The 13499-nt window shown below is 71.1% G+C and carries 15 protein-coding genes; 7 read left to right on the plus strand and 8 right to left on the minus strand.

Annotation, left to right across the window (positions count from 1 at the left end; genetic code table 11):
* Positions 1-66 precede the first annotated feature (66 nt).
* The 4 genes from nuoH to ACWJI7_RS11900 all read right to left on the minus strand — a co-directional run bounded on the left by nuoH (position 67) and on the right by ACWJI7_RS11900 (position 4752).
* On the minus strand, positions 67-1185 hold the full coding sequence (nuoH, locus tag ACWJI7_RS11885; RefSeq protein WP_479938212.1) for an NADH-quinone oxidoreductase subunit NuoH: 1119 nt from the start codon (positions 1183-1185) through the stop codon (positions 67-69).
* Positions 1186-1278: 93 nt separating this feature from the next.
* Positions 1279-2511 carry a citrate synthase gene (locus tag ACWJI7_RS11890; protein WP_479938173.1) on the minus strand — a complete coding sequence of 411 codons (1233 nt, stop codon included), beginning with the start codon at positions 2509-2511 and terminating at the stop codon, positions 1279-1281.
* A 74-nt stretch (positions 2512-2585) separates the two neighbouring features.
* Entirely contained in the window at positions 2586-3095 is a 510-nt protein-coding gene (locus tag ACWJI7_RS11895; protein ID WP_479938174.1) for a SixA phosphatase family protein, read from the minus strand.
* Between the two features lie 4 nt (positions 3096-3099).
* Positions 3100-4752, minus strand: coding sequence for a DUF3352 domain-containing protein (locus ACWJI7_RS11900; RefSeq protein ID WP_479938175.1), 1653 nt, complete (start codon positions 4750-4752; stop codon positions 3100-3102).
* A 73-nt stretch (positions 4753-4825) separates the two neighbouring features.
* Here ACWJI7_RS11900 and ACWJI7_RS11905 point away from each other — a divergent pair, with 73 nt between their 5' ends.
* The 3 genes from ACWJI7_RS11905 to ACWJI7_RS11915 all read left to right on the plus strand — a co-directional run bounded on the left by ACWJI7_RS11905 (position 4826) and on the right by ACWJI7_RS11915 (position 7141).
* Positions 4826-5197 carry a rhodanese-like domain-containing protein gene (locus ACWJI7_RS11905; protein ID WP_479938176.1) on the plus strand — a complete coding sequence of 124 codons (372 nt, stop codon included), beginning with the start codon at positions 4826-4828 and terminating at the stop codon, positions 5195-5197.
* Positions 5198-5298: 101 nt separating this feature from the next.
* Positions 5299-6300 carry an HrcA family transcriptional regulator gene (locus ACWJI7_RS11910; protein ID WP_479938177.1) on the plus strand — a complete coding sequence of 334 codons (1002 nt, stop codon included), beginning with the start codon at positions 5299-5301 and terminating at the stop codon, positions 6298-6300.
* A 10-nt stretch (positions 6301-6310) separates the two neighbouring features.
* Positions 6311-7141: a proteasome-type protease gene (locus tag ACWJI7_RS11915; RefSeq protein WP_479938178.1), complete on the plus strand. Its 831-nt coding sequence runs from the start codon at positions 6311-6313 to the stop codon at positions 7139-7141.
* Between the two features lie 12 nt (positions 7142-7153).
* Here the strand turns inward: ACWJI7_RS11915 and trpB are convergent, their stop codons facing one another.
* Positions 7154-8431, minus strand: coding sequence for a tryptophan synthase subunit beta (gene trpB / locus ACWJI7_RS11920; protein WP_479938179.1), 1278 nt, complete (start codon positions 8429-8431; stop codon positions 7154-7156).
* A 25-nt stretch (positions 8432-8456) separates the two neighbouring features.
* Positions 8457-8717 (minus strand): hypothetical protein, encoded by a 261-nt coding sequence (locus ACWJI7_RS11925; RefSeq protein WP_479938180.1) that lies wholly within the window; start codon positions 8715-8717, stop codon positions 8457-8459.
* A gap of 47 nt (positions 8718-8764) precedes the next feature.
* On the opposite strand from ACWJI7_RS11925, the gene ACWJI7_RS11930 reads away from it, so the two are divergent.
* Positions 8765-9091, plus strand: a complete 327-nt coding sequence (locus ACWJI7_RS11930; protein ID WP_479938181.1) for a translation initiation factor — start codon at positions 8765-8767, stop codon at positions 9089-9091.
* Between the two features lie 63 nt (positions 9092-9154).
* Positions 9155-9781, plus strand: coding sequence for an adenylyl-sulfate kinase (cysC, locus tag ACWJI7_RS11935; protein WP_479938182.1), 627 nt, complete (start codon positions 9155-9157; stop codon positions 9779-9781).
* On the opposite strand, the gene ACWJI7_RS11940 is transcribed toward cysC, so the two are convergent.
* On the minus strand, positions 9741-10850 hold the full coding sequence (locus ACWJI7_RS11940) for an AI-2E family transporter (protein ID WP_479938183.1): 1110 nt from the start codon (positions 10848-10850) through the stop codon (positions 9741-9743). The genes cysC and ACWJI7_RS11940 overlap by 41 nt on opposite strands.
* The gene (gene purE, locus ACWJI7_RS11945; RefSeq protein ID WP_479938213.1) at positions 10847-11356 is read right to left on the minus strand and encodes a 5-(carboxyamino)imidazole ribonucleotide mutase; all 510 of its coding nucleotides are present in this window, start codon (positions 11354-11356) and stop codon (positions 10847-10849) included. Before purE ends, ACWJI7_RS11940 begins: the two co-directional genes overlap by 4 nt.
* Positions 11357-11483: 127 nt before the next feature.
* Between purE and ACWJI7_RS11950 the strand changes: the two genes are divergently transcribed.
* Both ACWJI7_RS11950 and bchM read left to right on the plus strand, forming a co-directional pair.
* Positions 11484-12659, plus strand: a complete 1176-nt coding sequence (locus tag ACWJI7_RS11950) for an N-acetylglucosamine-6-phosphate deacetylase (RefSeq protein WP_479938184.1) — start codon at positions 11484-11486, stop codon at positions 12657-12659.
* 39 nt (positions 12660-12698) lie between these two features.
* Entirely contained in the window at positions 12699-13478 is a 780-nt protein-coding gene (gene bchM / locus ACWJI7_RS11955; RefSeq protein WP_479938185.1) for a magnesium protoporphyrin IX methyltransferase, read from the plus strand.
* Positions 13479-13499 lie beyond the last annotated feature (21 nt).

The following is a 13499-nucleotide window of genomic DNA, read 5'->3' on the forward strand; positions in this document are numbered from 1 at the left end:
TGCTCCCGGCTGGGCAGGGGTTGAGGGAGTGGTACTTCTACTCACTCATGATGGCCGAATGGCGCTTCAACCGCCGAAATAGAATGGGAAGGCCAGCTTCAGCCCGGCGGTGACGAGCAGATTGACCAGGGCGATCGGAAGCAGGAACTTCCAGCCCAGGTCGAGCAGCTGGTCGATCCGCACCCGGGGCAGCGTCCAGCGCAGCAGGATGGCGATGAACACCAGCAGGTAGGCCTTCAGCACGGTCATCACGATGCCGAGGGAACCGGTGATCACCTGCACGAGGGGCGCATCCACGGACTGGCCGAGGGCTCCGGCCAGCCATTCCACCGGCAGCGGGAAGCCCCAGCCACCGAGGTAGAGCACCGCCACCAGCAGGGCGGAGAGCACCAGATTGATGTAGCTGCCCAGGTAGAACAGGGCGAACTTCATGCCGGCGTACTCGGTCTGGTAGCCGGCCACCAGCTCCTCCTCGGCCTCGGGAAGATCAAAGGGCAGGCGTTCGCACTCGGCCAGGGCGCAGATCCAGAAGATCAGAAAGCCCACGGGCTGGCGCCAGATGTTCCAGCTGAGAATCCCGGCGCCGCTCTGCTGATTGACGATGTCGACGGTGCTGAGCGAGTTGCTCATCATCACCACCGCCAGCACCGCCAGGGCGAGCGGAATCTCATAGCTGATCGACTGGGCTGCGGCCCTGAGCCCCCCGAGCAGGGAGTACTTGTTGTTGCTGGCGTAGCCGCTCATCAGCAGGCCGATCGGCTGGATGCTGCTGAGGGCGATCCAGAGGAAGACGCCGATGCCCACATCGCTGATCAGCAGGTTCTGACCGAAGGGCACCACCAGCCAGGAGAGGATGACCGGTACCAGCACCAGCACCGGGCCAAGGGTGAACAGCAGGCCGTCGGCCCGCTTGGGGATCACGTCTTCCTTGAACAGCAGCTTGAGACCATCGGCCATCGGCTGCAGCACCCCGAGGGCACCGGCGTACTCCGGACCGATCCGCTGCTGCACGGCGGCCGAGATCTTGCGCTCCAGCCAGACATTGACCAGCACGCCGATCACCGCCGCCACCAGCACAAGCAGCATGGGCAGGGGCAGCCAGAGCAGGTGGGCCGTTTCCTGGCTGAGTCCAAGGCCCTCCAGGGTGCTTGTGAAACTGGTCTGGAGGTCAAGGCCCACCCCCACGCTGGCCAGGGCGGGGGCGGGGGAGTGGAGAGGGGCTGGTGCCGTGAACATCAACACCGTGTCGGCTCCCGGTTCGGCGGAGGTAGGGGCAACTTAAACGCCTGCGCCGGGGATGCGGGTATCCAGAGGCATCCAGCGGCGGCCACAGGATCCGGTATAGATCTGCGTCGGCCGGTAGATGCGGTTGGCGCCGAGCTGCTCCTTCCAATGGGCCAGCCAGCCGGCCACCCGGGCGATGGCGAAGATCGGCGTGAACAGGTCGCGCGGAATGCCGAGCTTCCTGTACACCAGACCGGAGTAGAAATCCACGTTGGGGTAGATCCCCTTCGGGCCCAGACGCACCGAGGCCACCTCCTCCAGCCGACGGGCCACGTCGTACATGGCGTCGTGGCCGAAGCGATCGAAGAGCTGCTCGGCAAGACCCTGCAGGATCACGGCGCGGGGATCCTTCACCCGGTATTCCCGGTGGCCGAAACCCATGATCTTCTGCTTTTCGGCGATGGCCCGCTCCAGGTAGGACTCGACCCGTTCCGCGCTGCCGATCTGCTCGAGCATGGCCAGCACATCCTCGTTGGCGCCGCCGTGCAGGGGCCCGGCCAGGGTCCCCACGGCCGAGGCCACCACCGCATAGGGATCGGTGAGGGTGCTGGCGGTGACGCGGGCGCTGAAGGTGCTGGCGTTGAGGCTGTGCTCGGCGTGAAGGATCAGACAGGCATCGAAGATGCGCGCCGCCAGGGGATCGGGCTCCCGCTCGGTGAGCATGTAGAGGAAGTTGGCCGAATAGGGAAGATCGTCGCGGGGCTGAATCGGGTCCTGACCTTTGCGGATCAGCTGGAAGGCCGCCACCATGGTCGGGATCTTGGCGATCAGCCTCACCACGGCGTCAAAGATATAGCCGGGGTCATCGAGGGCCCGGCGGGAATAGAAGAGGCCGAGGGACGCGGCGCTCGACTGCAGGGCGTCCATCGGATGCCCGTCGGCCGGGAAGCATTTCATCATGTCCCGGATGCGGAAGCTGACCCGGCGATGCATCTGCACCTCCTGCTCGAAGGCCCGCAACTGCTCGGCGGTCGGGAGCTCGCCCCAGATCAGCAGGTGGGTGGTTTCGAGGAAGCTGCTCTGGGCGGCCAGTTCCTCGACGGGATAGCCCCGGTAGGTGAGCACCCCCCCGCGGCCGTCGATGTCGCAGATGGCTGACTGGGTGGCCGGGACCCCTTCGAGGCCCGGCCGGAAGATGGCCGCGGCCTCGCCGGTGGCATCAACGGTGACCTCCCCGGCCGCCCCGGCAGGGGCAGCGGCGGTCGCCCGGGTTGCATCCACCACCATGGCCTACGGATCCAGCACGACTCCCCAACCTAGGTCCGCTCCCCGGGGGCCCGCCGTAGCCCTGCCGACCGCGCTCAGCGGTCCCCCAACAGGCTGCGGGGCGTGAGCAGCAGGGTGAGACAGCCGTGGCCGGTGGCGGGTACCGCCATCAGAGCCGCCCCCGCCTTCTTGAGCCGCAGGGATCCCGGGGGCATCCCGCAGAGCCTGGCCGCCAGCAGGCTGAGGTCGGGTTCATGTCCCACGAGGCCGATCCGTCCGCTCCGCCGGGGGGTTCCATCGCCCAGCCAGGCGCCGAGCCGGGGCAGGGGGTCACCTCCCGGCTCCAGCGCGGACTCCTGGTCCAGGGCCGGGGCCAGCCCGCCATCGCGGGCGATCCGCGCCGTCTGTCGGGCCCGCAGCAACGGGCTGGTGAGCAGCAGGTCACAGCAGAGTTCGAGCCGCACCAGTGCCTCCACCACCAGGGCGGTGCGTCGGACCCCCTCCGGCGTCAGCGGCCGCCGGTGATCGGCCAGGCCCTCGGCGGCCGCCACGTCGCGATCGAGGGCAAGCCCATGGCGCAGCAGCAACACCTCCGGCGGTGGCATGGTCTCAGCCCAGCTCCAGGCGAGCGCGAAGCACCAGAGCGGCCGCGGCCGGGTCCGCCCCCATGGCCGTGGGGGGCGCCTCCCCGGCAAGGGGCCTGGCGTCGAGGCTGAGCGCCAGCCCCTGCACCCGGGATCCGATCGGGCTGGCGGCCAGGCCCGTCAGCAGCTGCCAGGGCTGCCAGGGGGTCAGCAGGGCCCGGGCCGTCTCGGAATCCATCGCCCACTGGAGCGGGGCGGACGGCGTTTCGAGGGAGCGGAGCTGGGCCAGACGCCGACGCGGCGGCGGCCGGTCCTCCAGTTGGTCGGCCAGAGCCCCCAGTCCCTTGCCCCACCAGGCCGTGCCCTCATGCTCGAGCCGCGCCCCCGCCACATCCGCCACGAGCCGATCGGGATCCCCCCGGCCGGTGCGGGCCTGAAGCCGCGTCCAGACCTCGAGGGTGCGCCCCGAGCGCTCCAGCGGGGCCAGGATGAAGCCCAATCGGCTGAGCTCAGGCTCCAGCCGCTGGGCCGACGGCTGATCCGCTCCAGTGGCCATCACCCAGCCGTCGGGGTGCTCCCCCCAGAGCAGGGGGCCCGGATCGGCGGCCGCCACCAGGGGGGGAAGGGGGCCGCCGAGTCGGAGCAGCATCCGCTCCAGTGGGACACCCACCAGGGCTCGCCAGCGCTCCAGATCCCCCTGCCCGGACTCCGCTTCTGCGAGCAGGGCGGCGGGGTTCTGCACCAGCGCCAGGCTGCGGAGGGGGCCGCGCAGCCCATCCTCCAGCCGGTCCGACGAGGCCTCCAGGCTGGGCACGGAGAGGGGCTCCCGCAGGGTCAGCTCGGCCTCCAGATCCAGGGCAGAACCGGCGGGAGCGAGGGCCGCCACCAGGGTGACCGCCTCCTCGGGACCGATCAGGGCCTCCGGGCTGTCGAACCAGTCGCTCAGGGTCTGGGGGCGGGCGGTGATCAGGGCGATCCCCGGGCCCAACCGGCCCACCGAGGCCCGCAGGGCGGGGCTGCCCGCCTGATTGAGTTCATCGATCTGGGACACATCCAGGGCCTGCTCCAGCACTCCGCGGCCGGAGGCGATCAGCACCAGCCGGTCTTCGATCAGGGCCGTGGCCAGGGGCGTGGAGGGCTGACCCAGCAGGGCGCCCCGCCCACTGATCAGACCCATGCCCCGGTAGCTGCTGATCTGCAGGGAGGAGCCGGCCAGGCTCCGGCTCTGCCAGAAGCGCTGCAGGAACCGGCGGGCTCCCTCCGCATCCCGGCTGCGCAGCGCCAGCAGCCAGCCGGTGGGGCCGCCGAGGCCCTCGGGGGCCAGCACGGCCAGGCTGGTTTCGGATCCCAGCCAGCCGGCCAGTTCAGTGGTGTAATCCAGGCCGGCGCTGGCGAAGGCACCATCCCGCAGGCGGGTCAGGGCCGCGCCCGCCTGCCGCCGCTGGCGCGGAGGGGCCACGACGCGCGCGTAGGCGGCCAGCCGGTCGGGCGGCACCAGCAGATGGACGCTCAGGGAGGCGGTGCGGGGGACGAACCGGGCCGCAAGCGGCAACTGCAGACTGTGATCCTGCAGGCGCCGTGGGCTCTGGCGCAGCGCCACCCACCAGCCGGCCGCCCCCAGTCCGACCAGGAGCAGTGCCATCGTCAGCACGACCGCAAGAAAGGGGCGGGCCTTCATGCGCCGCACGCAGGAGTGGCCTCATCTTTATGCATGGCGGCCCCCATTGACATCCCACCGAAGCCCCCACCCGATGCCTGAGCCGGCCCCGACCCATCCCGCCCAGGGCCCCAGCACGCTGCGGGCCACCCATCTCGAGCAGCGCCTGGCCGCCGGCGAGCCCCTCCAGCTGGTGGACGTGCGGGAACCGGCCGAACTGTCCCTGGCGGCCCTGCCCCATCCGGTGATCCACCTGCCCCTGAGCGGTTCGGCGGAGTGGGCGGGGCAGATCGACACCCTGCTCAGGCGGGATCAACCGGTGGTGGTGCTCTGTCACGCCGGCATCCGCAGCTGGCAGTTCGGGTGCTGGCTGATCGAGGCCCAGGGCTTCGCCGACGTGGCCAATCTTCACGGCGGCATCGACGCCTGGAGCGTGGAGGTGGACCCATCCGTGCCGCGTTACTGACCCCGGGGCCTGGACCGGATCGGTGACCCGCTGCGTCGGGATCGGCCCCGTTCCCCCTTTTCTCCGTACGATCACGGCCAGTCCCCCCCGGCCCGTCGCGGTTGATCACCCTGCCCCACCGTCAACAGCAGGTGCTGCAGGCCACCGTGCAGCACTACGTCGACACGATGGAACCGGTGGGCAGCCTCACCCTGGTGCGGCGCTTCGGCTTTCCCGCCAGTCCGGCCACCGTCCGCTCCGCCATGGGAGCGCTGGAGCAGCTGGGGCTGCTGGTGCAGCCCCATCCGTCGGCGGGCCGGATCCCGAGCCAGCAGGGCTACCGCCTCTTCGTGGACGCGCTGCTGCCCTCCCCCGGGGCCGGCGCCCTGCAGCTGGAGCGGGAACTGCTCGGCCTCAGCCTGCAGTGGGCCGCCCTCGACGACCTGCTGCTGCACCTGGCCCGCCGTCTGGCCGATCTCACCGGTCTATTGAGCCTAATCACCCGGCCGCAGTGCGCCGAACCCCGATTGCAGGCGATCCGGCTGGTGCCCAACGGTGACAGGCTGCTGGTGGTGCTGGTGGAGAACGCGCTGCTCACCAGCAGCCTCAATCTCCACCTCCCTGCCGGGATCGCCCCCGAGATGGCGGCCCTGGAGCGCTGGCTGCTCGCGGAGCTGCTGCAGACCCCGGCCGGCACGATCCGCTGGGAGGGGCTCCCCTCCCAGCTGAGCGGCAGTGCCACCCTGGTGCGACAGGCCCTGCGCAGCCATCGCCAGGCCAGCGCCGAGGCCAGGGGCGGCGCCATGGCCCTGGGACTGGGGGGTCTGCTGGCCCAGCCCGAATTCAGCCGCACCGCCGCCCTGCGCCCCCTGCTGCAGCTGGTGGAGGAGGAGCCCCAGCGGGTCCTGCAGCCGGAGGACGACCTGGCCACTGACAGCATCTGGATCGGCGCCGAGCATCCCCATCCGGCACTGCGGCACTGTGCGGTGGTGAAAGCCGCCTACCGCACCGGAGACGGCAGCCAGGGCCACGTGGCCCTCGTGGGTCCGATGCGGATGGCCTACGCCACGGCGCGGGCGGCCGTGCGCTCGGTGGCCACTAACCTTCAGCGGCTGCTCAGCTGAGGCCCGCGGGATGACCTATTGCGTCGGGTTTCTGCTCGAGGGCGGGCTAGTGATGGCCTCCGACTCCCGCACCAATGCCGGAGTGGACTACATCTCCTCCTACCGGAAACTGCACCGCTTCAAACCGGCCCCTGACCGGTTGTTCATGCTGCAGACCGCCGGCAATCTGGCCACGACCCAGGCGGTGGTCAACCGGATTCACCGCGATCTGAACCAGGCCCGCCGGGAGGGCATGTACACCCCGGGGGGATCGGCGGGGCCGGGTCTGGTGCTGGCTCCGGAGGACCCCACCGCCCATGACCTGCTGAGCGCCCGTTATCTGTTCGAGGTGGCCGCCTACATCGGCCGGCTGAGCGTGGCCGTGCAGAACGAGAACCACTCGGCCCTTCATCAGGTGGGCGCGAGCGGCGAAGCCTCCTTCATCCTCGGTGGCCAGATCGCCGGCAAACCCCACGGGCTCTATCTGATCTATCCCCAGGGGAACGCGATCATGGCCACCCCCGAAACGCCATTCCTGCAGATCGGCGAGAGCAAATACGGCAAACCCCCGCTTGATGGGGTAGGCCACTGGCGACTCTCCCTCGAGGACGCGGCCCGCCTGTGCCTGGTCTCCCAGGTGATCACCCGCCGCTCGAATCTCACGGTGGGCCCCCCGTTCGAGGTGGCTCTCTACCCGCGCGACAGCCTGGCGATCTCCCACCACCAGACCCTGGAGCGGGGAGCGCCGGTGATCGCGGAGATCAACCGGGTCTGGATTGAAAGCCAGCGGGAAGCCCTCCGGAGACTGCCCCGCTTCGCCTGGGAGGGAAAGGACGCCGGCGACACCGAGACAGCCTCCTGACCGGCTCGGGGTTCATCCCGCCAGCTGATCCCCGAGCCGGTCGGCCACGGTGGCCACGTCCTTGTCGCCTCGGCCGGAGAGGTTGATCACCACCTCGGTTCCGGGGGCCAGGGTGGGGCAGAGCGACTCAAGCAGGGCGAAGGCGTGGGCGGTTTCCAGCGCCGGAATGATGCCCTCCAGCTCGCTGACCCGGCGCAGGGCGTCGAGGGCCTGCTGATCGGTGACGGCGGCGTACTCGGCCCGGCCCAGTTCCTGGAGATAGCTGTGCTCCGGGCCCACGCCTGGGTAGTCGAGGCCGGCGCTGATCGAATGGGCCTCCTGCACCTGGCCGTCGCCGTCCTGGAGCAGCAGGCTCATCGCACCGTGCAGCACGCCGATGCGGCCCTCGGTGATCGTGGCGGCGTGGCGCCCCGTGGCCACCCCCTCCCCGGCCGCCTCCACGCCGATCAGGCGCACCCCAGTGTCCTGAACGAAGGGATGGAACAGACCCATGGCGTTGGAACCGCCACCCACACAGGCCAGCAGCACATCGGGCAGACGACCGAAGGCCTCGGCGCACTGGCGCTTCGTCTCCTGGCCGATCACGGCGTGGAAGTCGCGCACCAGCATCGGGTAGGGGTGGGGGCCCGCCACCGAGCCCAGGATGTAGTGGGTGCTCTCCACGTTGGTGACCCAGTCGCGGATGGCTTCGCTGGTGGCATCTTTCAAGGTGGCGCTGCCGGCGGTGACCGGCTGCACCGTGGCCCCCAGCAGGCGCATGCGGAACACGTTGAGGGCCTGGCGGCGCATGTCCTCGGCGCCCATGTAGACCACGCACTCGAGGCCGAAGCGGGCGCACACGGTGGCTGTGGCCACGCCGTGCTGGCCGGCGCCGGTCTCGGCGATCACCCGCTGCTTGCCCATGCGCAGGGCCAGCAGGGCCTGGCCAAGAGCGTTGTTGATCTTGTGGGCGCCGGTGTGGTTGAGGTCCTCGCGCTTCAGCCACAGGCGGGGACCGCCCTCGGGGCGGGCGTAGTGGGCGGTGAGCCGCTCGGCCTCATACAGCGGTGTCGGCCGGCCCACGTAGGTGCGCAGCAGGTGGTTGAGCCGGCCGGTGAAGGCGGGATCGGCCCAGGCCTCGGCGGCGGCAGCCTCCAGCTCCGCCAGGGCCGGCATCAGGGTTTCCGGCACGTACTGGCCGCCGAAGCGGCCGAAGCGGCCCAGCGCATTGGGGCGGGCCCCCTCCTCCAGGGCGGCGGCACCGGTCAGGGGGGAGGACCCCGGCGGGATCGGGGGGAGGGTGCTCGTCACCGGTGATCAATCGGGGTGCTTCAGCCTAGGAAGCGGGTCGCGGCGGCACCGGCGGGGGCGGCAGGGTCCAGACTTTCCCACCGTCCGGGCGGGCCGGCAGGGGGGACCAGCCCGGCGGCATGTCGATGCGAAGGCGCGCGGCGGGATCCGGGCATGGGGGCGCCTCCACCATCGACAAGCGCAGGCTGTCCCCGTCGGGGGCCGACCGCGGAATGCAGGCGGGAGGCACCGGGCGGGGGTTCAGGTCGAGGCGCAGCATCTCAACGCGGAGGGGCGGCAGATCCACGGGCTCACCGATGCGCTGTGATAGGAGGCGTAGCGGCAATGGGCGGCATGGGCAAGGGAGGCTGGCGGGAGTTCAGCCCCGAGGCGAGCACTGCCCGGCCCGAGAACCCGGAGGCCCCGGCCACCCCCCGACCCCGGCAGCGGGTCCGCGTGCAGCGCACCAAGGCCGGCAAGGGCGGCAAGACCGTGACCCTCATCACCGGCCTGGAGCTCAGTGAGTCCGACGCCCGGGCCCTGCTCAAGCGGCTCAAGGCCACCGCCGGAAGCGGGGGCACGTTGAAAGCGGGCGTGATCGAACTCCAGGGCGATCAGCGGGCTCCCTGCCTGGAAGCCCTCACGGCGGAGGGCTTCCGGCCCAGAGAGGCGGGGGGCTGACCCTCCCCGCCTGTCTGGGCGACCTAGGACAATGGTCCCGAGTTTCCACCGACCCCCAGCGCGATGACAAGCCCCTCCGCCGACAGCAAGGCTTCCAACATCGTCTGGCACGACGCTTCGATCGACCGGGCCGCCCGGGCCCGCCAGCGCGGCCACCGCAGCGCGATCCTCTGGTTCACCGGCCTCTCCGGGGCGGGCAAGAGCACCCTGGCCAACGCCGTCAACGTGGAGCTGTTCCGGCGGGGACTGGCCACCTATCTGCTCGATGGTGACAACGTGCGGCATGGCCTCTGCCACGACCTGGGCTTCTCCGACGCCGACCGGGAGGAGAACATCCGTCGCATCGGGGAGGTGGCCAAGCTCTTCCTCGATGCCGGCGTGATCACCCTCACCGCCTTCGTCTCGCCGTTCCGGGCCGACCGGGAGCGGGCCCGGGCCCTGGTGGAGCCCGGCGACTTCATCGAGATCCACTGCGCCGCCGACCTGGCGGTCTGCGAACAGCGGGATCCCAAGGGGCTCTATGCCAAGGCCCGCGCCGGGGTGATCAAGGAGTTCACGGGCATCTCCAGCCCCTACGAGGCCCCCGAGGCCCCGGAGCTGCGGGTTGATACCGGGGGGCGGAGCCTGGAGGAGGCGGCCCGTCAGGTGATCAGTTACCTGGAGCGTCAGGAGCTGATCGCGGCGGGGTGATCAGCGGCGGCTCCGGCAGGCCCAGGCGCCGGGCCAGTTCATCGAGAAAGGTCTTGAGGCAACTGGCCACCGGCACCGCCAGCAGCAGACCCAGCAGGTCTCCCAGCCCCAGCAGGCTGCCGACCCGGGCCCCCACCGGCAGGCTGAGCAGCAGCCAGGCCGGCTGCAGTCCGACGATCTGGCCCATCAACCGCGGCTGGATCCCCTGATCCACCACCTGGCCGACGCTGATTGAGGCCGCCAGCACCTTCACTCCGGTGCCGGGATCCTCCAGGGCCAGCAGCAGGCTCACCGCCACGATCGTCAGGGCGCTGGCATAGGGAATCAAGGTGGTGAAGCCGATCGCCACCCCGAACAGCACGCCGTAGGGGATCCCCAGCAGGGTGAACACCACGATCTGGGCGGCGCTGAGAATCAGGGCGAGGATCACCTGCCCGCCGAAGTAACCGCGAAAGGTGCGCACCGTGGTGGCGAGCACCAGGGCCCGCCAGCTCTCGGGCAACCAGCGGGCCAGCCCCTGGCTGATCGATTCGCCCCCGAGCAACAGGAAGATGGCCAGCACGATCACGATCAGGGTGTTGAGGGTGAGGGTGACCGTGGTGCCAAGCAAGCCAAGCAGCCGCTGACTGATCTGGGCGGCCAGCTGGGTGGAGCGGGTGAGCAGGGCGCTGCTCGGGTCGCCGAAATCCGCCGGCAGGCCGCGCTCAGCGGCCCAGGCCTGGGCCCGGTCCAGCAGCACCTCCCCCTCGGCGAGCCAGGAGGGCAGGGTGTTGAGCAGATCGCCCAGCTGCTGCACCAGCCGCGGCAGCAACCAGACAGCCACCAGCACCAGCAGCCCGAAGGCCAGACCCAGCACGAGCGTCAGGGCCAGCAGCGATGGAACCCCCCGTCCCCGCAACCAGCGGCTGGGCAGATCGAGCAGGAAAGCGATCAGGGCCGCCGTCAGGAACAGGGCGGGGAACGGCGCCAGCGGCAGCAGCAGCTGGCGCAGCACCCACAGATTGAGCACCAGCAGTGGCAGGGCCAGACCCAGCCGCTGCCAGGGCGCCAGGCCCGGGGCGAGGCTCATGGCTCCATGCCCCGCAGGTAGGCGGCGCTGCCGAGCTGACGCAGGCGAGCGTCCTTGCCGCAGATCTGGTCATGCAGCTGGCGCCGATACTCCACCAGGCGGGCGTTCAGGGCGGGATCGGCGAGGGCGAGGATCTGAACCGCCAGCAGAGCGGCATTGATCCCATTGCCGATGGCAATGGTGGCGACAGGGATCCCGGCCGGCATCTGGACGATCGAGTGGAGCGAGTCCACCCCCGAGAGCGCGCGGCTGAGCACCGGCACGCCGATCACCGGCAACGTCGTCAGAGCCGCCAGCATGCCGGGCAGGTGGGCCGCGCCTCCGGCGCCGGCGATGAGCACGCGCAACCCCCTGGGGGAGGCGCCTTCGGCGAAGGCCACCATCTCCAGCGGCGTGCGATGGGCGGAGAGCACCCGCACCTCCACTGGCACCTCGAAGTCCTCGAGCAGCTGCACGGCCGGCTGCATGGTGGGCAGATCGGAGTCGCTGCCCATCACCACGGCCACCCGGGCAAGGGCGCGGCCGTCGCCCGGTTGGGCCGGCGGAGGGGCGAACTCGGTGGAGGACGGCTCAACGATCACGACCGGGGGGCGGCGAGGATGGCATTCTCACGCTCGCCGCGTCCCCCTGCCGATGTCCCTGCGCTGGCTCAGCGACGTGCGGCTTCCCGAGGCCGGCCCCTGCACCCACCGGGCGAACCGCCGCTGGCGCGTCGGAGTCGACGGCGAGGGACGGATCGCCCGAGTCGAACCGCTGCCACCCGGCACGGTGGCGGCCGGGGAGCGCTGGGGGGGGGACTGGCTCAGTCCGCCCGCCGTTGATCTGCAGATCAACGGCGGACTGGGCCTGGCCTTCCCCGAGCTCACACCCCAGGATCTGCCCCGGTTGCTGCAGCTGCTGGAGCGGCTCTGGAACGACGGGGTCGAGGCCATCTGCCCGACCCTGGTGACCTGCGGAGTCGGCCAGCTCCGCCAGGCACTGGCGGTGCTGGAGCAGGCCCGGCTGCGGCACGAGCCGGGTCGCTGCCGCCTGCTGGGGGCCCACCTGGAGGGGCCGTTCCTCGCCCCCGAGCGGCGGGGTGCCCACAGCATCGCCCACCTCTGTCCACCGACTCTGGACGCCCTGCGCGAGCGCATCGCCGGCTTCGAGCGCTCGATCGCCCTGGTCACCCTCGCCCCCGAACTGGAAGGAGCCGGCGCGGTGATCGCCGCCCTGCGCTCCGCCGGCATCGTCGTCAGCCTGGGCCACAGCCGTGCCGACGCCGCGGCGGCCGAGCAGGCCTTCCAGGCCGGAGTGGGGATGCTCACCCATGCGTTCAACGCCATGGCCGGCCTGGGGCACCGCGCCCCGGGGCCGCTGGCGGTGGCGGCCCTGCGCGGCGATGTGGCGCTCGGTCTGATCGCCGACGGGATCCATGTGGCGCCGGCGATGGCCGTGCTGCTCCAGCGGCTGGCCCCCGGCCAGGTGGTGCTGGTCAGCGACGCCCTCGCCCCCTATGGCCTGGGCGCCGGGAGGCATCGCTGGGACCAGCGGGGGCTGCTGGTGGAAGACGGCAGCTGCCGGCTGGAGGACGGCACCCTGGCCGGCACCACCCTGCCCCTGCTGGAGGGGGTCAGCCGGCTGGCCGGCTGGAGTGCCAGGCCGGGCCAGGCGATCGCGGCGGCCACCGTCACACCACGCCGAGTGCTGGGGGCGCGCCAGCCGGTGGCGCCGATGCTGGTGGGTCGGTCCCTGCCCGAGACCCTGCGCTGGAGTCAGGACGGGGATGGGGCGGCTGGAGCACCCCTGCACTGGCGGAGGCCCCGCTGAGGCTCCGTAGGATCCGCCCCCACCCCACCCGAGCTCCCGATGAAGGCAGATCCGCCCCTGGACCCGAGCCGGACGGGCCCAACGGCCGACCGGCCGACAAGCCCGCTTTCCGGCCCCGCGGCGACCTGTCCGAAGCGGGCCGAGAAAGACGAGGTACGCGCCTACTTCAACAGCACGGGATTCGAGCGCTGGACGCGCATCTACAGCGACAGCGACGAGGTCAACAAGGTGCAGCGGAACATCCGCATCGGCCACCAGAAAACCGTGGATCAGGTGCTGGCCTGGCTGCAGGAGGAGGGCGATCTCCCGGCACGGAGCTTCTGCGACGCGGGCTGCGGCGTGGGCAGCCTCTGTCTGCCGCTGGCCCAACTGGGGGCCGGCCCGATCGCCGCCAGCGATCTCTCCGACGCGATGGTGGCCGAGGCGTGCCGCCGCGCCGGGGAGGCGGGGGTGCCCCCTACCCGACTGAACATCACGAGCTCGGACCTGGAGAGCCTCGAGGGCCGCTACGACACGGTGATCTGCCTGGACGTGTTCATCCACTACCCCCAGCAGGCCGCCGAGGAGATGGTGGCCCATCTGGCCGGCCTGGCGGAGCGCCGTCTGATCGTGAGCTTCGCCCCCTACACGCCCCTGCTGGCCCTGCTGAAGTCGATCGGCCAGCTCTTTCCCGGACCGAGCCGCACGACCAGGGCCTACACCTTGCGTGAGGACGGCATCGTGGCCGCCGCCGCCGCCGCCGGATTCCGGCCCCTGCGCCGCAGCCTCAACCAGGCCCCCTTCTACTTCTCCCGGCTGATCGCCTTCGAGCGGGTCTGAGCCCCCCGCCAGCCCCACCGG

This window comes from Cryptocyanus atlanticus LEGE 06306 (assembly GCF_056633155.1).